Origin of the sequence: Pseudomonas sp. DG56-2 (assembly GCF_004803755.1) — a bacterium.
Taxonomy (GTDB): Bacteria; Pseudomonadota; Gammaproteobacteria; order Pseudomonadales; family Pseudomonadaceae; genus Aquipseudomonas; species Aquipseudomonas auratipiscis.
The window spans coordinates 3,173,129-3,191,593 of the sequence record NZ_CP032311.1 but is presented as its reverse complement, the minus strand read 5'-3'; the positions used below and the strand labels follow the sequence as shown (position 1 = coordinate 3,191,593).

11 protein-coding genes and 2 pseudogenes are annotated in these 18,465 nt (G+C 58.9%); 5 read left to right on the top strand and 8 right to left on the bottom strand.

Translation table 11 applies throughout. The annotated features are described in order from the left end of the window. Positions 1-868: 868 nt before the first annotated feature. Positions 869-2,026 (bottom strand): non-hydrolyzing UDP-N-acetylglucosamine 2-epimerase, encoded by a 1,158-nt coding sequence (gene wecB, locus D3Z90_RS14255; protein WP_136476594.1) that lies wholly within the window; start codon positions 2,024-2,026, stop codon positions 869-871. A 299-nt stretch (positions 2,027-2,325) separates the two neighbouring features. Here wecB and ilvA point away from each other — a divergent pair, with 299 nt between their 5' ends. Together ilvA and yiaY are read left to right on the top strand one after the other, a co-directional pair. Beyond that, complete coding sequence (ilvA, locus tag D3Z90_RS14250; RefSeq protein ID WP_136476592.1) at positions 2,326-3,888, top strand: threonine ammonia-lyase, biosynthetic; 1,563 nt, start codon at positions 2,326-2,328, stop codon at positions 3,886-3,888. An 82-nt stretch (positions 3,889-3,970) separates the two neighbouring features. Continuing rightward, the gene (gene yiaY / locus D3Z90_RS14245) at positions 3,971-5,119 is read left to right on the top strand and encodes an L-threonine dehydrogenase (RefSeq protein WP_136476590.1); all 1,149 of its coding nucleotides are present in this window, start codon (positions 3,971-3,973) and stop codon (positions 5,117-5,119) included. A 62-nt stretch (positions 5,120-5,181) separates the two neighbouring features. Here the strand turns inward: yiaY and D3Z90_RS14240 are convergent, their stop codons facing one another. Together D3Z90_RS14240 and D3Z90_RS14235 are read right to left on the bottom strand one after the other, a co-directional pair. Continuing rightward, positions 5,182-6,534, bottom strand: coding sequence for a GntP family permease (locus D3Z90_RS14240; RefSeq protein WP_136476588.1), 1,353 nt, complete (start codon positions 6,532-6,534; stop codon positions 5,182-5,184). Between the two features lie 97 nt (positions 6,535-6,631). Next, positions 6,632-7,171, bottom strand: coding sequence for a gluconokinase (locus D3Z90_RS14235; protein WP_136476586.1), 540 nt, complete (start codon positions 7,169-7,171; stop codon positions 6,632-6,634). A gap of 204 nt (positions 7,172-7,375) precedes the next feature. Between D3Z90_RS14235 and D3Z90_RS14230 the strand changes: the two genes are divergently transcribed. The 3 genes and pseudogenes from D3Z90_RS14230 (at position 7,376) to D3Z90_RS27370 (ending at position 9,814) form a co-directional block, all read left to right on the top strand. Beyond that, on the top strand, positions 7,376-8,395 hold the full coding sequence (locus D3Z90_RS14230; protein WP_136476584.1) for a LacI family DNA-binding transcriptional regulator: 1,020 nt from the start codon (positions 7,376-7,378) through the stop codon (positions 8,393-8,395). 99 nt (positions 8,396-8,494) lie between these two features. Beyond that, positions 8,495-9,277 (top strand): annotated as a pseudogene (locus D3Z90_RS27375) (PAS domain-containing protein); the annotation flags it as partial. Positions 9,278-9,370: 93 nt separating this feature from the next. Beyond that, positions 9,371-9,814, top strand: coding sequence for a methyl-accepting chemotaxis protein (locus D3Z90_RS27370; protein ID WP_371922319.1), 444 nt, complete (start codon positions 9,371-9,373; stop codon positions 9,812-9,814). A 10-nt stretch (positions 9,815-9,824) separates the two neighbouring features. Here the strand turns inward: D3Z90_RS27370 and D3Z90_RS14220 are convergent. The 5 genes and pseudogenes from D3Z90_RS14220 to D3Z90_RS14200 all read right to left on the bottom strand — a co-directional run bounded on the left by D3Z90_RS14220 (position 9,825) and on the right by D3Z90_RS14200 (position 18,447). Then, positions 9,825-13,108 (bottom strand): annotated as a pseudogene (locus D3Z90_RS14220) (transporter substrate-binding domain-containing protein). After that, the gene (locus tag D3Z90_RS14215) at positions 13,105-13,722 is read right to left on the bottom strand and encodes a response regulator transcription factor (protein WP_136476580.1); all 618 of its coding nucleotides are present in this window, start codon (positions 13,720-13,722) and stop codon (positions 13,105-13,107) included. Before D3Z90_RS14215 ends, D3Z90_RS14220 begins: the two are co-directional and overlap by 4 nt. Positions 13,723-13,955: 233 nt before the next feature. Then, positions 13,956-16,202, bottom strand: coding sequence for a TonB-dependent siderophore receptor (locus tag D3Z90_RS14210; RefSeq protein WP_136476578.1), 2,247 nt, complete (start codon positions 16,200-16,202; stop codon positions 13,956-13,958). 308 nt (positions 16,203-16,510) lie between these two features. Further along, positions 16,511-17,956, bottom strand: coding sequence for a curlin (locus D3Z90_RS14205; protein WP_136476575.1), 1,446 nt, complete (start codon positions 17,954-17,956; stop codon positions 16,511-16,513). Positions 17,957-17,973: 17 nt separating this feature from the next. After that, complete coding sequence (locus tag D3Z90_RS14200; RefSeq protein ID WP_136476573.1) at positions 17,974-18,447, bottom strand: curlin; 474 nt, start codon at positions 18,445-18,447, stop codon at positions 17,974-17,976. Positions 18,448-18,465: the final 18 nt, after the last annotated feature.

The following is an 18,465-nucleotide window of genomic DNA, read 5'->3' as shown; positions in this document are numbered from 1 at the left end:
TCGGGACCGCACCGAAGGGCCGTCCTGGCCCTACGGTGCTCGCAGGCCATCCATGGCCTGCACCCGACTACGCAATACCTACACTCAGCCTACTGAAGGGACGATCCAGGGTGTCTGGGCTGGCGATGTACGAAGAGCCAGATCAAAAGCAAAAGCTGCACACCAGCACCTCGCTGTTGCCGTTGCCGCTGCTGTGCTTCTACCTACACAAATCGTGCAGACGCCACAAATCGTCCCTTCAGTAGGCCGAATGGAACCCTTGCGTAGTGGGGCGACGGCCATGGATGGCCGGCGAGCGCCGCAGGGCCAGGACGGCCCTTCGGCGCGGTCCCCACGGGAGCAAGGGTGGAATGAGGGAACCCGAAGCGCAGCGTAGGGCCGGATGCAGGGACAGGGGGTTTTGCCCACTTTTGCCCCGACAAAAGCGGGTCGCCGTAAAGGCGAAACCAGCCAGTGGTGCCACCACATCAAACGGATATGCCCATCGACACCTGAGCCACATTCCGGTGCGTAGGTGGTGCCCCATTCAGCCAGTGCTGATCCATTGGCTTAGGCGGTTTCGGATCTCCTTTGCGCTCTTACGGCGCATCCCTTTTGTCTAGGCTGCACCCGACTACGCAATACCTACACTCAACCTACCGAAGGGACAACCCGGATGGCAGGCGATAATGTGTCAACGATGTCTCCGTACACGTGTCCACCATGTGTCCGGTCCATACACCCCGACGAAAGTGGGTCGCCGTAAAAGCGAAGCCGGCCAGTAGTGCCACCCCAACAAACGGATATGTTCATCGCCATTCGAGCCACATTCCGGTGCTCACTCGCTAGCAGGCCCCGGTGCGTAGTTCCCGGAATTCCGTGAACAACCTCAAAAAAGCCGCCCGCCTCCGTTGGCACGTTCCTCGAGCCAGCGGCTCAAACGTTCGGCAATACGCTCACTGGCATGGCCATCGCCATAGGGGCTGAACGCGCGGTTCATTTTTTTATAGGCGTCAGGGTCGTCGAGCAAAACACTGGTTTCCTTGACGATTCGTTCGGTCTGGGTGCCGACCAGTTTTACTGTGCCGCCCTCAAGCACCGATGGCCGTTCAGTCACCTTGCGCAACACCAGCAGTGGCTTGCCCAGGGCAGGCGCTTCTTCCTGGATGCCGCCGGAGTCGGTAAGTATCAAATAGGCCCGGTCCATCAGCCAGACGAAATGCTGGTAGTCCTGGGGTGCCACCAGCAGGATGTTCGGCTGATGCGAGAGCAGGGCGTACGCAGCCTTTTGTACCTGTGGGTTCAGGTGTACCGGGTAGACGAATTTCACCTGCGGGTAACGCAGGGCAAGCTCGGCCACGGCCAGGCAGATACGCTCGAACGCAGGGCCGAAGTTCTCCCGTCGGTGGCCGGTGATCAGCACCATGCGCTGGTCATCGCGCAGTTGTGCCAGGGGTGAGTCGGGAGAGGGTTTCCAGCGACTCTTGTTCAGGTGTTCGCGCATCCACAGCAAGGCATCGATTACCGTATTGCCGGTCACCTCGATATTCTCAAGCGGCACGCCTTCGCGCAGCAGATTGTCGCGGGACTTGGTGGTCGGCGCGAAGTGCAGGTCGGTGATGACGCCGGTCAGGCGGCGGTTGGCTTCTTCTGGCCAGGGCTCCTTGAGGTTGCCGGTACGCAGGCCGGCCTCGACGTGAGCGATGGGGATCTGTTGGTTGAAGGCGGCGAGGGCCGCGATGAAGCTGGTGGTGGTGCCGCCATGAACGAGGACAATGTCCGGCTTGATCTGCGCATAGGTGGCGCTCAGTTGCTCCAAAAGCTCCTGCGACAAGCCGTTGAGGGATTGGTTTTGGGTCATGACGTGCAGGTCTTCATCGACACTCAAGCCAAAGTCCCTAAGCACTTGTTGGAGCATTTCGCGGTGTTGGCCAGTGGAGCAGATGTTCAGGTCTATATCAGGCCACTGGCGAAGCAACTGGGCCAGGGGCGCCATTTTGATAGCTTCAGGGCGTGTGCCAAATACCATCATGACTGTGTACGCCATTGCTCCTTCCTCGTCCCTTGCCAGGGTTCTGCGCGGCGCGCTTTCGGTACTCTGTAGGCCTTAGATACAAGCAGCAGAAGCAGTGCTTGTCCAATGAGCGAGAGGGATTTGGACGCTTGACTTAGCCTGGGTGACTACGCTAGTTTCGCTGGCATGAACACATTCCTGCACTTGCCTCAGCACAGCATTATTACCGCCATTATCGAGTTGGCGGGCTAGCTGGCACTTGCACAGAACCCGCCCTGGAGGCGGGTTTTTTCTCTCTCTCCTGGGCACTTTAAAAAAACCAGGAGTCACTGATGACCAGCCTTGCCGTTAGCCCTCGCACACCGTCCGCGTCGCTGAATCTGCTGTCCGACTATGTGCGGCGCATTCTTGCTGCCCCGGTGTACGACCTGGCCATCGAGACGCCCTTGCAACGCGCGCCTGCCTTGTCCGAGGCCCTGGACAACCAGGTACTGCTCAAGCGCGAAGACTTGCAGCCGACCTTCTCGTTCAAGATCCGTGGTGCCTACAATCGCCTAAGCCGACTCAGCGCCGCTCAACGTGCCCGTGGCGTAATCACTGCCTCGGCCGGTAACCATGCCCAAGGCGTAGCCCTGGCCGCCCGTGAGCTGGGCATGCGCGCAACCATCGTCATGCCAACCACCACCCCCGAGCTTAAAGTGAACGGCGTACGTTCACGCGGTGGCGAAGTGGTGTTGCATGGCGACAGCTTTCCTCATGCGCTGGCCCATGCCTTGAAACTGGCCGACAGCGAAGGCGCGACGTTTGTCCCACCGTTTGACGACCCGGATGTGATTGCCGGCCAGGGCACCGTGGCCATGGAAATCCTGCGCCAGCAACCCGGGGCACTGGATGCAATCTTCGTCCCGGTCGGTGGCGGTGGGTTGATCGCCGGGATTGCCGCCTATGTCAAATACCTGCGACCTGAAGTGAAAGTCATTGGTGTCGAGCCCCAGGACTCCAATTGCCTGCAGGCCGCCATGCTGGCTGGCGAGCGGGTGGTGCTCGCGCAGGTTGGCAGCTTTGCCGAGGGCGTGGCGGTGGCGCAGATCGGTACCCACTGCTTTGAGGTGTGCCGGCATTATGTGGATGAGGTCATCACGGTCAGCAATGATGAGCTGTGTGCCGCCATCAAGGATATCTACGACGACACCCGCTCGATCACCGAGCCCTCCGGTGCTTTGGCAGTAGCGGGGATCAAGAAGTACGTCGCGCGTGAACACATCAGCGGGCAGACGCTGGTGGCCATCGATTCGGGCGCCAATGTCAATTTTGACCGCCTGCGCCATGTTGCCGAGCGTGCCGAGCTGGGCGAGCAGCGTGAAGCGATTATCGCCGTGACCATCCCCGAGCAGCCCGGGAGTTTCAGGGCTTTCTGCCAGGCGCTGGGCAAGCGTCAGATTACCGAGTTCAACTACCGCTATTACCCAGGCAAGGAAGCTCGCTTGTTTGTAGGCGTGCAGACCCACCCCCAGCATGACCCTCGTGATCAACTGTTGGCCAGCCTGCGTGCCCAGGGCTACAGCGTGCTTGATCTGACCGACAACGAACTTGCCAAGCTGCACGTGCGCCATACGGTAGGCGGGCATGCCGGGCCGGATGCCGACGAGCGCGTGTTGCGCTTCGAGTTCCCGGAGCGTCCGGGCGCCTTGCTGGGCTTTCTCGAACGTCTGGGCAAGCGCTGGAACATCAGCCTGTTCCATTACCGGAACCATGGTGCTGCCGAAGCACGAGTGTTCGCGGCGCTGGAGGTGCCTGAAGAGGAGCAGGCAGACATGCCGGCGACCCTCGATGCCATGGGCTATCGCTATTGGGATGAAACCGATAACCCGGCCTATCGGTTGTTTCTTGGCTGAGCTAGGTTTGCCCCAGATCAACACGGCGCACGGAGGAGTGGCGGATCCTTGAGGCAATGGAATTTTGCATGAGGATTTCGCCATGAGCAGCACGTTCTTCATCCCCGCCGTCAATATCATGGGCATCGATTGCCTGGACGAAGCGATGGCCGCCATCGCCGGTTATGGATTGCGCAAGGCCCTGATCGTTACGGATACAGGCTTGGCCAAAGCCGGCGTTGCGGAGCGCATCGCCGAAATGCTGGCAATGCGCGACATCGACTCGTCGATTTTCGACGGTGCCAAACCCAACCCCAGTATCGCCAACGTCGAGCAGGGGCTGGCGCAGTTGCAGCGTGAGGGCTGTGATTGCGTGATTTCCCTGGGTGGCGGCTCACCGCATGACTGCGCCAAGGGTATTGCCCTGTGCGCCACCAACGGTGGGCATATCAGCGACTACGAAGGCGTCGACCGCTCGGCCAAGCCGCAACTGCCGCTGATTGCGATCAACACCACGGCTGGTACAGCCAGTGAAATGACGCGTTTTTGCATCATCACCGACGAAGCCCGTCACGTAAAAATGGCCATTGTCGACCGTAACGTCACGCCCTTGCTCTCGGTCAACGACCCGGCGCTGATGGCTGGCATGCCCAAGGGCCTGACTGCCGCGACCGGGATGGATGCGCTGACTCACGCCATCGAGGCTTACGTATCCACTGCCGCTACACCGATTACCGATGCCTGCGCAATCAAGGCCATTGAACTGATCAGTGCCAACCTGCGTCAGGCGGTAGCCGCTGGCAGCGACCTGCAGGCGCGGGAAAACATGGCCTATGCCCAGTTCCTTGCGGGCATGGCATTCAACAATGCCTCGTTGGGTTATGTGCATGCGATGGCTCATCAGTTGGGTGGTTTCTACGATCTGCCGCATGGAGTGTGCAACGCTGTTCTGCTACCTCACGTACAACGCTTTAATGCCAAGGTCAGTGCCGAGCGGTTGCGCGATGTGGGCAAGGCCATGGGTGTGGATGTATCGGGTATGAACGCGCAGCAGGGCGCCGCGGCGGCGATTGCTGCGATCGAGCAATTGTCTCGCGAGATTGATATTCCGGCGGGGTTGGCGGTGTTGGGTGCCAAGGAGGCTGATGTTCCGACGTTGGCCATCAACGCATTGAAAGACGCCTGCGGCCTGACCAACCCTCGGGTGGCCAGTCAGGAGGAGATTGAGGCGATTTTCAAAGCGGCGTTCTGACCAAGGTGTAGTTCAGGCGTAGATGCAGTCCTCAACAGACTGCGCTACGCCTGCATTGCGTCTCAGACCACCAGTGACAGCAGCATGATGAAGATGATGCCGACCACCGAGAGGATGGTTTCCATCATGCTCCAGGTTTTGAAGGTCTCTGCCACGGTCATGTTGAAGTACTGTTTCACCAGCCAGAATCCGGCGTCGTTGACGTGAGAGAGGATCAACGATCCAGCGCCGGTCGCCAGTACCAGCAGCTCGCGATTGACGCCGGGCATCATGCCAATCACCGGCGCGACGATGCCGGCACCGGTAATCGTTGCCACCGTCGCCGAGCCGGTTGCGATGCGAATCACCGCAGCAACCAGCCAGGCCAGCATGATCGGCGATATTTGCGCCTGCACCGCCATTTCCCCGATGACATTTCCCACGCCGGTATCCACCAGCATCTGTTTGAAGCCACCTCCTGCACCCACGATCAGGATGATGGCGGCGGTGGGGGCGAGGCTCTGATCAAGCAGTTTCATGATCTGCTGGCGGGAGAAGCCGCGAGCCGCACCGAAGGTGTAGAAGGCCAGTAACAAGGCGGCGAGGAGGGCGGTGATGGGGTGGCCGATCAGGTCCATCCATTGCCGCACGATGTGCTCGGCAGGAAGTACCACGTCAGCGAAGGTTTTCAGCAGCATCAGGAACACCGGCAGCAGCACGGTAATCAGCGTCACGCTGAAGCTGGGCAGGTTTTTCTGTTCTGATTCGCGGGCAATCTGGTCCATCAACTCTTGCGATGGCGATCCCGGTATATAGCGGGAAATGAAATTGCCATACAACGGCCCGGCAATAATCGCCGTGGGCAGGGCGACGATCAGGCCGTAGAAAATAGTCTTGCCGATATCGGCGTTGAAGATACCAATCGCCAGTAACGGGCCCGGGTGTGGAGGAACCAGGCCATGCACCACTGACAAGCCAGCCAGCAACGGAATACCGATCTTGATCAGCGACACCCCTGAACGCCGGGCGACGATGAATACCAGTGGAATCAGGAGCACGAAGCCGATTTCAAAGAACAAGGGGATGCCGACCAGAAACGCGGCAAACATCATTGCCCAGTGCACTTTTTGTTTGCCAAACGCCCGAATCAAGGTTTGCGCGATCTGGTCGGCGCCGCCGGAATCGGCCATCAACTTGCCGAGCATGGTGCCCAGGGCCAGGACGATACCGACGAAGCCCAGTACGCCGCCAAAGCCGTCCTGAAACGATTTCATGACTTTGGCCACGGGCATGCCGGAGGTAAGTCCGAGAAATCCGGCAGCCAGGGTCAAGGCGACGAAGGGGTGGACCTTGAAATGGGTGATCAGTAGCACCAGGCCGACGATGGTGACTACCGCATCAAGCAGCAGGTAGGTATCAGTTGCCAAACCGAACATGGTTCAGTGCCTCATCTTGTCGTTGTTGTGGGCGGAGCATTTGCAACGTTTACGGGTCGAGATAGCGCTATCTCGGGTGAGCTGGAAAACCGCCTGTTCAGGCTGTTCGCGCCAACACCGGCTCACCGCAGGGCTTTAGCCACAGGTCTACCTGCATGGCCAGTTGCTCCACCGGCAAGGTGGCGTCCAGTGGCAAGGTCAGGCCTTCGCCATCGGGGCGCTCGAGGGCGGCGAACTGGCTGTCGATCAGGCTTGCGGGCATGAAGTGCCCGGGGCGGGCGAGTACCCGGCGGCTGGCTTCTTCGGGCGTCAGGTCGAGAAACACGAAACCGAGGTCTGGCACTGCATGACGCAGGGCATCGCGGTAGCGTTTTTTCAGGGCCGAACAAGTAAGGATGGGGCGTGCGCCGGACTTGAGGGTGGCCTGCAGCTCTTCGCCCAGGCGAATCAGCCAGCCGGCTCGGTCGTCATCGTCAAGGGGAATGCCGGCACTCATCTTGTCGATGTTGGCCGCGGGGTGAAAGGCATCGCCTTCGATCAGGCGACCACCGCTGAGGCCGGCAATGGCGGCACCGACGCAGCTTTTGCCGCAGCCAGCTACGCCCATTACCACGATCGCGGACAGGGATGGATTCATCGGTACCTCCTGCAGGGAAAGATAGCGCTATCTTGAGCCGAGACAAGTACTGCTCGGGCGCTTCTTACCCAGATGTTATTGATCTTGTATTTAGCAGTCTGGATGCTCATTTCAGGTCACCTGCAGTTATGCATTGCCTGTGCTCTGAGACAGCGCTACCTTAGTGCCCGTTCCCAACAATTTGCAAGTCGAAAATAAAAATCCATGACCCGCATCGGCTCTCGTACTACCGGTCGTCCTACCCTGGCGGAAGTGGCCAGGCTCTCCGGGGTTTCCCCGATCACCGCTTCGCGTGCCTTGCGTGGAATCAGCACGGTTGCCCCTGAGCTGGTCGAAAAGGTCAAGCAGGCGGCGACTACCTTGGGCTACGTCGCCAATCCGGCTGCCCGGGCACTGGCATCGGCCCAGAGCGAGTCAATCGTGGTGTTGATCCCGTCGCTGTCCAACCAGCTGTTCATCGAGACGCTCGAAGCGGTCCACGAAGTGATGCGCCCGCGCGGCCTTGAAGTGCTGATCGGTAACTATCACTACGATATCGCCGAAGAAGAAAACCTGATTCGCAACTATCTGGCCTACCAGCCGCGCGGCATGCTGCTGACAGGTTTTGACCGCAGCGATGCGGCCAAGCAGATGCTTGCCGCCAGCGGCGTTCCCTGTGTGCACATGATGGAACTTGGGGTCCAGGAGCAAGGCATGTCGGTGGGCTTTTCCCAGCACCAGGCCGGCGGGGCCGCGGCGCAGCATTTGCTCGACCGGGGCTGCCAGCGCCTGGGTTTTATTGCTGCACAGCTGGATCCGCGGGTAATGCAACGGGCCGAAGGGTTTCGTCAGGCGCTGGTTGACGCCGGTCGCTATGCCAGTGAGCTACAGCTGCTCTCGTCGCAGCCGTCTTCGATTGGCCTGGGCGGTGAGTTGTTCCGCCAGTTGCTGGCGCAGCATGCTGATGTCGATGGCATTTTCTTCTGCAACGATGACCTGGCCCAAGGGGCAATCCTGGAGGCCCTGCGCCTGGGGGTGAAAGTCCCGCAGCAGGTGGCCATGGTTGGATTCAATGACCTTCCGGCCTCGGCGCACATGGTTCCGCGCCTGACCTCGATACGCACACCACGCGCTGCCATTGGCCGTTGTGCAGCGCAGGCTTTACTCGGTTTGCTCGATGGCAAACGCGGCACGGTACATAACCAGGATCTGGGATTCGAACTGGTCGTGCGGGAGAGTAGCTAAGACGGCAAATGGTCCGCCGATAGACGGTGATGTCAGAGTGCTTGCACGGTGCCAAGCCCCATCTATGCTCAGCAAACCTAAGCAAACGAGGGCGGTACGATGTTTGATTTTCATCGCAAATCCGATCTGGCCGAAATAGAGCAGTGCAACCGTTTGCTTGGCACCATCACTGCGAAGTTGGCAGCCATCAGCCGATCCATGGCGATGATAGAGTTCAGTCCCGATGGCGTTATTCTCGATGCCAACGATAATTTCTGCAAAACCATGGGCTACAGCCTTGAGCAGATTCGTGGCAAACATCATCGGATTTTCTGTGAGCAGGACTACGTCAACAGCCAAGAGTACCGCCAACTGTGGCACGGGCTGGCACGTGGCGAGGCGCAGAGTGGAACCTTTGCGCGCATCGACCATCAAGGTCGCGAGCTTTGGCTCGAGGCCAGCTACATGCCGGTACTCGGGCCGCAGCAGCAAGTTACCAGCATCATCAAACTGGCATCTGACATCACCCGTCGCGTTCAAGAAGAGCACGAGAGTGAGAGCCTGATCAAGGCCATCAGCCGCTCCATGGCGATGATCGAATTTACCCCTGATGCCAAGGTAATCAAGGCCAACCAGAACTTCCTCGATACCATGCATTACCGGCACAACGAGGTAGTCGGTCAGCACCACAGCCTGTTCTGTCACAAAAGTGAGAGTGAATCGGCCTCCTACAAGGCGTTCTGGGCCTCGCTCAACCGTGGCGAATACCACTCGCACCGTTTTGAGCGCATCAACAAGGAGGGGCAGATGGTTTATCTGGAAGCCTCCTACAACCCGATCTTCGACATCCGTGGACGCCTGTACAAGGTGGTCAAGTTTGCCAGTGACATTACCTCTCAGGTCAGCACCCAGCAGACCGCCGCCGAGGCCGCGCATGCCACTTCGGTACAAAACGATGCCTGCGCGCGCAAAGGCTCCCAGGTCGTCCAGCAGACGGTGCAAGTCATCGAAGAGATTTCCCAGAACCTCAATGCAGCCGCGCGCAGCATCGATGCGGTTAGCAAGCAGTCCGAACTGATCGGACAGATTGTGCAAACCATTCGCGGCATTGCCGATCAGACCAACCTGCTGGCACTCAACGCTGCCATCGAGGCCGCGCGGGCCGGTGAGCACGGTCGCGGGTTCGCCGTGGTCGCCGATGAGGTACGTAACCTCGCCGCGCGTACCAGCAAGGCAACACTGGAAATTGTCGAGGTGGTGCGTCAGAACCATGACCTGTCGTTGACGGCGGTAGCGAGTATGCAGTCGAGCTTGAGCCGCACAGGGATAGGCGTGGAACTGGCCAACGAGGCTGGGGAGGTGATTCTGGAGATTCAGCAGGGTTCACGGCATGTGGTCGATGCCATCAGTCAAATCAACTCGACCTTACAGTTGCACTGAGTAGGGCGTTTTACACCGGAGCAGATTGTGCCAACTGCTTTTCCAGGGTCAGCAGGCTCTGCTCCAGCGTGTCGAGCAGCTCTTTGAGTTGAACATCCGTGGCCGCGCCGAGGCAGGCCTGTTCCAATGCTTCGCAGTTAGCCACCACGCCGCGCGCCTTGAGCATCTTGGCACCACCCTTGATCCGGTGCGCCAGGGCGCGCAGGGCATGGCGAGACGGGAGCGGGCCAAGCTGGCGCAACGCCTCGAGGTCTTCGTGATTGCTGCGCGCCAACTCACGCTTCAAGCGACGAATCAATCCTGGGTCACCCAACGTCAGGTATTGCAGGTTGTCGATGTCGAATCCGCTGCCATGCACAGGGTCTTTGGCGGTGCGCGGCGATGCGCCTTGAATGACTTTTACCTGTAGATGCTGGCGCAGTTCAGCCAGGCCGATTGGCTTGAACATGCAGTCGTTCATGCCATTGGCCAAACAACGCTCGCGCTCCTCAGCCTGGGCGTTGGCGGTCAGGCCGAGTATCAGGCAGGCGGGGCGGCGCTGCTGGCGTTCCTGCTCGCGGATGCGTCGCGCCAATTGATGACCGTCCATTCCGGGCATATGGCAGTCGGTGATAACCGTGTCGAAGTGGCCGTTCTGCCACAGGGCCAAAGCCTGATGACCGTGACTGGCCTGGCTCACGCGATGACCGAGCAGGCTTAGCTGACGCTCGAGCAACATCAGGTTGGCGGGGTAATCGTCCACCACCAGGATAGATTGCATTGGCATGCCCAGGGGCGTTTGTGCTGCCGCGGTATCAATGGGCTCTGCAGAGGCTGCCAGAGGCAGGTCGAGTCCAATCTCCACGCGCGTTCCCTCGCCCGGAGCACTGGTGAGGGTTAGATCCCCGCCCATCAGCTGGCACAAGGTACGGCTGATCATCAGCCCTAGGCCGGTACCTTGGCGGGCGGTTTGCGTACCGACCTGGGAAAAGTGCTGAAACAGCCGTTGCTGATCCTGGGTGCTGATTCCGATGCCGGTGTCATTGACTGCAAGCTGAATGTGCAGGCGCCCAGGCTGAGGCGCATCGCTGCGCAGGCTGACGGTAATAATCCCCCGGTCAGTGAACTTGATTGCGTTGCTGACAAGGTTCGACAGAATTTGCTTGAGGCGCAGGGCATCGACCGCAACCAGGCTGCCGGTGGGCTGCAAGTCGGTGTCGATAACCAGCCCTTTGAGCCTGGCGTTGCCCTCGAAGACGCGTACCGTGGATCTGATCAGGGCGTTAAGGTCCGTCGGTTTAGGCTCCAGCGTCATGTGCCCGGACTCGATTCGGACGATGTCGAGGATGTCGCCGATCAACTCCAGCATGCCATTGGCAGATTCAAATGCCACTTGCAGCGAGGTGCGGTCGGCACGGCCCTGTTCGGCATCCTTGACGGCAAGTTCCAACAAGCCAATGACTGCGTTCATTGGCGTGCGGATCTCATGGCTCATGGTTGCCAGGAAGGTACTCTTTGCATGGCTGGCATCTTCGGCCTGCTCCTTGGCCAGGCGCAGCTCGTCGAGCAAGCGTTTGCTGAAACCCAGTTCGGTCTGTAGCGCCTGTTCGGCTTCTCGGCGTTGTCGAATCAATTTGTGCAGGTAGCGATTCCACACCACAACCGCCGCAATCAGCAGGCTGGCACCGAACAGGATCTGCAGGATCAGGCCGCGGTAGTTGTACCAGATGTTGTCGCTGATCAACGCGTTGGTTCGCCAGCGTCCGGTCAGTTCGGTCATTTCGTCCGGGGGGATGCTGAGCAATGCCTTTTCCAGGATCGAGTGCAGCAGTGGTGTGTTGCGCGATACCGCAAAAGAAGCGACCCCGGGCTGGTCGCTATAGATAGAGGCGATCTGCAGTCGGTCCTTGAACATGCGGCTGATGAAGTAGGCGGCATTTATCTGTGAACTGATGGCGGCGTCGGCTTTGCCCTGTGTGACCAGCTCCATTAATGAGAGCGGATCGTCGACCTCCAGCAGCGCAGTCTGCTTGAGGTTCAGACGCGACTCGGGCTCGGGGGAAAAGTCGCGGATCAACGCCAGGCGCTTGCCCTTGAGTTGCTCGACGCTGCGCACATTGTGATTGTCGGCGCGGGTAACCAGCACCAGCGGGGTAATCAGGTAGGGGCGGGTGAACAACAAGGTGTATTCACGGGCGGGCGTTGGCGGCAGCAAACCGGCGATGTCAGCGCTGCCTTGCTCAAGCTGGCTGGCGACATCCGCCAGTGAGTCGGAAACATGGATGTCGAATTTAAGGCCCGTACGTAGACTGATCTGATCCAGCACATCGGCCGTGATACCGCGAAACTGCTGGTGGTCGTCGTAAAAGCTCATCGGCGCAAAGTATTTGTTGATCACTACCCTAAGCCGAGGATGCTCTTCTATCCAGGTACGCTCCGCGGCGCTGAGGCTCAAACTACTGCGGTTGAGCAACACCCGGCTGCTGCCGCTGGTCCAGCGTCGAAGGATGTTCAAGCGATCGTTATCACCAATACGATCCAGCGCTTGATTGACCAGGCGCAACAATACGGGATTGTCACGTGACAGGGCAAAAGCGAAGGTGCCACGCAAATTCTTGATGAAGTGATCAATCTGCACGCTTCCCATATAGATGCGGGTTATCAGGTAATCACTGCTCACCGCATCCCCCAGAAAAGCGTCTGCCTGACCGAGTGAGACGGCAGACAGACCCGCCAGGTTGGAGCTGTACAGTTGCAGTTTGGTCTTCGGGTATAGGGCATTCACTACGGCACTGGGCAGATAGTGATCGACCATGGCCAGGCGCAGCCCTTCAAGTTTGTCGTTCAGGCCCAGCGACTTGCCTGATCCAATCGAGATCACAGGCTGGTCTTCGGTGTAGGAACGGCTTAACACCAGTTGCCTATCGTCGGCCTCGAAGGCATTGGAGCTGCCCAGCAGATCAATTCTGCCGGCACGCAAGGCTGCGATTGCCTCGGTCCGGCTGGCAAAGCGGCGTACTTTGATACGAATGCCCAGAAGCTCGCTCAGGAGCCCAGCATAATCGGCGGTCAGACCTTCATAGTCGTTGTTGGAGGCATTGATATCGAAGGGGGGTAGTCTGGAAAAGTGGTGCCCAGCAGCAAGTGTTGCTTGTGCTTGAGCCATTGCCTGTCTTCGCTGGACAGGGACAGTGCCTCGCTGCTGCTGATCGAACGGGCCAGAAGTTGTCGAGGCTCGCCTACCTCCGCCGCAAGGGCACACAGCGATTGCAGGCTGAGCAGCCCGCCAATCAGAAAGGCCTTGAACAGGCTCATTGGCCGGGCAGATGACGGCGCGCCAGATCGACCAGTTCTACAAATGAGCCCACTTCCAGCTTCTCCATGATGCGGGTCTTGTAGGTGCTGACGGTCTTTGCGCTCAGGTGAAGGCTATCGGCGATAAGGTTGTTTGAATGCCCTTCGGTCAAGAGCCTCAGCACCGTCAGTTCCTGATTGGACAGCTTGGCCATGCGTTGCTGTTCATTCAGTAGCGGACCTTGTTGCGATGACAGTTCAGGAAAAATCGAATAGCCCTTGATCATAGCTTTAAGCGCAGCCATCAAGGATTCGAGATCTTCATCCTTGCGTACGAAGGCCGACGCACCGGCGTCCAGGCAGCGGCGGGCGAACATTTCGGCGGATTGCCCGGTCAGTACCATGATCCGTGGTGCCGGTTCGAGTAACTGCAGGCGCTGCAAGACTCTCAAGCCGTCCATGCCGGGCAGGGCGATATCCAGTATGACTACATCCGGGCTCAGGTCACGGGCGCTCTGTATTGCGCTATGACCGTCGTCGGCTTCACCGACAACCGTGAAACTTTCCCGCTCAAGCAACATACGTACGGCAAAGCGGATGGTGGAGTGGTCGTCAACTATTAACACCGAGGTCAAAGTTCAGCTCCTTGTCGAGTATGTAAGCTAATTCCCGAGTCATTCAGGAGAGGCGTCTCTGGCCTGGGCCGGAAGGGCGCCAACAATACGTCGAATTAAGGGTGAATTGTACGGCGAGGACCGCTGTGTTGAACTAATCGGCGATGTTTGACGAAATTTCCTACAAAAGTGTGAGCTTTTTCGAGCTTAACCATAGCGGGCCGCCACACAATTGGACGGCCCCTTGTAGGAATCTAGAACGAAGTGGTGAAGGACGCGTAATAGGCGCGGCCTGCTTCGTTGTAGGTCAATGCACCGGCTTCGTCAGAATTACCCTCGCGATACAATCGTTTGTCGAACAAGTTGTTGACCCCGACGCGTACGCTAAAGTTCTTGTTGAATTCGTAGCCGCTGCTGATTCCGACCAGGCCATAGGGATCGACATCCTTTTGCACCTTGGGATCGAGGGTTTCATTGGCCCTGGCGTTGTAGCTCGGCGCTTCCTGCTTGCCATAGTAGGTGGCGTTAAGCTGGAAGGAGAGCTTATCGGTGGCGTTCCAGTCCAGGGTGGAGTTGACCGTGTATTCGGGAATGATGCTCAGTGGTTCGCCGGTCTTCTTGTTTTCCGACTCGATCATGTAGGTGAAGTTGGTGTTCCAGTCCAGGCTCGGTGCAAGCGCGATGAACAGATTGCCTTCCACCCCTTGTACCACTGCTTTTCCGGTGTTTTCCCAACGCAGGATGCGCCGGCCGTTGGGTAGACGGAACAAGGTCTGGTTGCCTGCCTCGATCTTGTTCTTGTAGTCGTTGCGAAAGTAAGTGGCACTGGTGCGCCAGGTGCCTTTGTCATAGGCCAGGCCCAATTCCTTGTTGACGCTGGTTTCCGGGTCGAGGTTGGCATTGCCGAGCAAATAGCAACCGCCGTTGTTGGCCTCGCTGGAATTGCAACCACCGCCACGACTGTAGAGCAGGTAGTTGGGGTTGGCCTGGTACAGGTTGGGGGTTTTGTAGGCGCGGGCGATCCCGCCCTTGACGCTCAGGGCTTCGGTGATCTGGTGCGAAGCGTTCAGGCTCGGGCTCCAGTTGCTGCCAAAGTCTTCGTGATGGTCATAGCGTAGCCCTGGTGTAACGATGGTGTTCTCGCCGACTTCGATGTTGTCCTCGGCATACAGGGCAAAGCTGCGGGCGGTCGATTTGGTCTGGCTACGATCGAAGCCTGGCAGCTCGGCGCCTGGATCATAGCTTTGCGGGCGCAGCGAACCTGGGTCGTTCAGCGACTCGTAGAGGTACTCGCCACCCAGGGTCAGTACTTGCTGTAAGCCCATGTTCAGCGGCAGGTTGATTTCGCCAGTGGCGCGGGTATTGCGCAGGCGTGACTCAAAGCTGCCGGCACTTTCCGAGGGGGCGCCTTCGCCCCAGCCTGCCAGGCCTTCGTTAAGGCGGGCGTTGCGGGTCAGGTCATACGACAATGCAGCAGTGGAGGTGCCCCAATCATAGTCACCGCGATGGGTCACGGCGAAGCTGGAACGCTGCATTACGTTGGTCTCCTTGCCCGCCTGGCTTTCGACGAATTCGCCGCCGGCGTTGAGCATGGTGTCGCCGGCGAATATGTTGCCCTGGCGGCTGTAGCTTGACTCCAGGTCTACGCTGTTGGACGGGTCGATCTTCCAGCTCAGCAGGCCGTTGATGTCCTTGTTGCGAACACCTTCGCGTCCGGCCATCAAGGACTCCTCGTAGGCCTGGTGTCCCGCGTTGATTTTCATGTCGTCGGCGTCGGTCTTGTTCAGGTTACCGTAGACACGAAAGATCAGGCTGTCGGTCAGTGGCCCGCTCAGGCTGAAGTTGACGCGCTTGCCTGTACCCTCGGCATCGTCTTCCGGAAGCATTGTGTACAGGGTCATGGAGCCGCGCAGGTCTTCGGTCGGACGCTTGGTAATAATGTTCACAACACCACCCATGGCGCCTGAACCGTAACGCGCGGCGGCCGGACCCCGCAGAATTTCGATACGCTCGACTTCCTCGGCCGGCACCCAGTTGGTTTCACCACGGGTATCTCGGTCGCCACTCCAGCCGTAACGCACGGCATTGCGCGAAGTGGAGGGTTTACCGTCGATGAGAATCAGGGTGTTCTCCGGGCCCATGCCACGCAAGTCGATCTGGCGGTTGTTGCCGCGGGCGCCGCTGCTGCTATTGCCGGTGAGGTTTACCCCAGGCTCGCGGCGGATGATGTCGGAGAGATCGTTGACGGGGGGGCGCTTCTTGATGTCTTCGGCGGTAATGATCGAAACACCTGGTGCTTGCTTGAGCTCTTCTTCGGCGGTTCCCAACACCCGCGTGTTTTCCAGTTCGATGGCCTGGCGGGTGCCATCGACGGGCAAGTCGGTTGGCTGGATCTGCACTTCATCGGGTTGCAGTTGCAGGGGGGCTGCGGCGAGGGTGGAGGAGCCCAGTGTTGCCAGCAAGGCAATACTCAAGGGGCTGAGGTTGAAGCGCGACGCCATGTCAAATCTCTCCTGGAACAAAGGGTAAGCGGGGCGTAAATCAGGCAGGCCCCGTGTGCGGCGTCGAGAATGATAAGAATTACCATTCGCAAGTAAACCCTTTGGGAGAAAAATAAAATATTAACGAGGTTGAGCCTCAAGGCTCTGCTATGGGGTCTGGCGCAAAACGGCAGCTGATCTTGGCGACTCGGAGCAAGGCTGTTGCCAGCAAAAAAACGGCCGTGACCACCCCATCGGTAGTCACGGCCAAATCGGGGAGAGGAGGGTAAACGGCGCAGCAGCGGTGCTCATTCGCCGCTGCGCAATGCTCATTGCTGCAACACAGTCGCCTGGTTGCCGTTGCCGAACTGTTGAACGGTCGCGGACATGCTGGCGCCACTCTGGTCGACATTGGCCTGGTTGAAGGAGCCACCTTGAGTCACGTAGGCCACGTTGACGCCTTCGGTTTGTTTGATGATGGCGCTGTTGTTGTCACCATACAGTTGCCAGGTGGAGCTTTGATTGCCGCTGCCGGACTGCTCGACATTGATGCTGTTTTTTACCCCTGCGCTTGAGCCTGTGGCGTAGTTGTCAGTGCCGCGCTGATCTGCGATCAGCAAGTTGTCGCTGCCGTTCTGTTCAAAGTACAGCTCGTTGTTGCTGTCGACCTGGGTGACTTCGGCGGTGTTGTTCACGCCGCTCTGGTTCAAGCGCGCCAGTTGCGCGACGTCCTTCTGGGTCAGGTTGGCACTGTTGCCGCTGCCATTTTGGGTGACTATTGCGGTTTGGCTGGTGCCGAACTGGCCGCCGAACTTATCGCCCTTCCAGTTGCTCGCCAACACCTTGTTGCCGTCACCGTTGGAGCTGACCTCCAGCACATGACTGTCACCGGTCTGGTAGCTGAAACTCACGTTGCCGGTGCCTGACTGGGTCAATGTAGCCAGCGACTCTGTCGATTCGTATTGATCGGCATAGATGGCGTTGACGCTGCCCATCTGCACAACGTTGGCGGTGTTGCTGTCGCCGAAGCTCTGGTCGATTACACCTTCGTTGGTCATCCCATATTGGGTGAGATTGGCATGGCTGCCCGTTTGCGTGTCCTGCCAGATTTCAGTGGAGTTGCCACCGCCGTTCTGGTTGATGGTGATGGTTCCTCCCTGGCCTTCGCGCTGATCGCCGTATGCCCAGTTGTTGTCACCAGCCTGGTAGACAGCAATCTGGCCATCGTTGTGGTTGATGTGTTCGGCAGCGCTGTAGTTGTTGATACCGGCCTGGGTACTTTCGGCGTTGTTGGCCGCGCCAGCGGTCAGTTGCTCGATATAGGCACGGTTGTCGCTACCGTACTGAACAGTAGAACCCTGGCTACCGGTCTGGCTGTCCTGGTAGACGAACGAGAAGTTGCCAGAGCCTTCCTGGGTTTGTCGGGCTTCGTTTTCGGTGCCCAGGGACTGGCTTGCGTGGGTGTTGTTCAAGGTCCCGGCCGATTGCTGATTGATCTTGCTGCCGTATTCGTACAGTTGCTCGGCATACCCGGCGTTATACTCGCCGGCGGTGCTCTGCTGGATCGAACTATTACCTCCTTCCTGTTTGGCTGCGTGGTTGTTGCCCAGGCCCTGCTGGTCTTGAGTGGTAACACTGAGCGCGGCGGCCAGTTGTTTTACCTCGGCGATGTTCTCAGTACCGCTCTGGTTTTGAGTCGACTGGCTTTCGTCAGCCATCGCCTGGCCTGCAAGGCACAGAACAATGGCGGCGCTTAAGGGAGCGAGCTTGAACATGGTGGTGCCTCCAGGTTTCAACGATATTGGTTGACTTGTACGTGCTGACCGTTGCCGGTCTGGACCACGGAGCTTTGCAGTCCGCTGCCGGTCTGAACGATGCTGGCGTTGTTGCTGTTGCCGTACTGCTCGATGTTCGCGCGGTTGTTGCTGCCGCTTTGTGCGATCGAGGCACTGTTGCCATAGCCTTGCTGGTTGATGTTGGCCATCAGGTCGTTGCCTTGTTGCAGGATGTACGCCTCTTGCGATCCGCCTGACTGCACGATGCGGCCCAACAGGGTTTGTCCGTCCTGACCGATGGCGGCCCGGTTGGATTGACCGTTCTGCTCCACCTGCGCCTGCTGACCGGTAGTGGCCGGCAGCGGTTGCAATGACAGCGGTTCACCCAGGTCGCCTCCTGGGCCGAGGTCGGCGTTATCCATCAAGTCATCGGCCAGGGCGGCCTGACCGATCAGGGTCAGGCAAAACAGCAAGGTGGTCAGGCGCGCCATGGTCATGTCTCCTGCGTT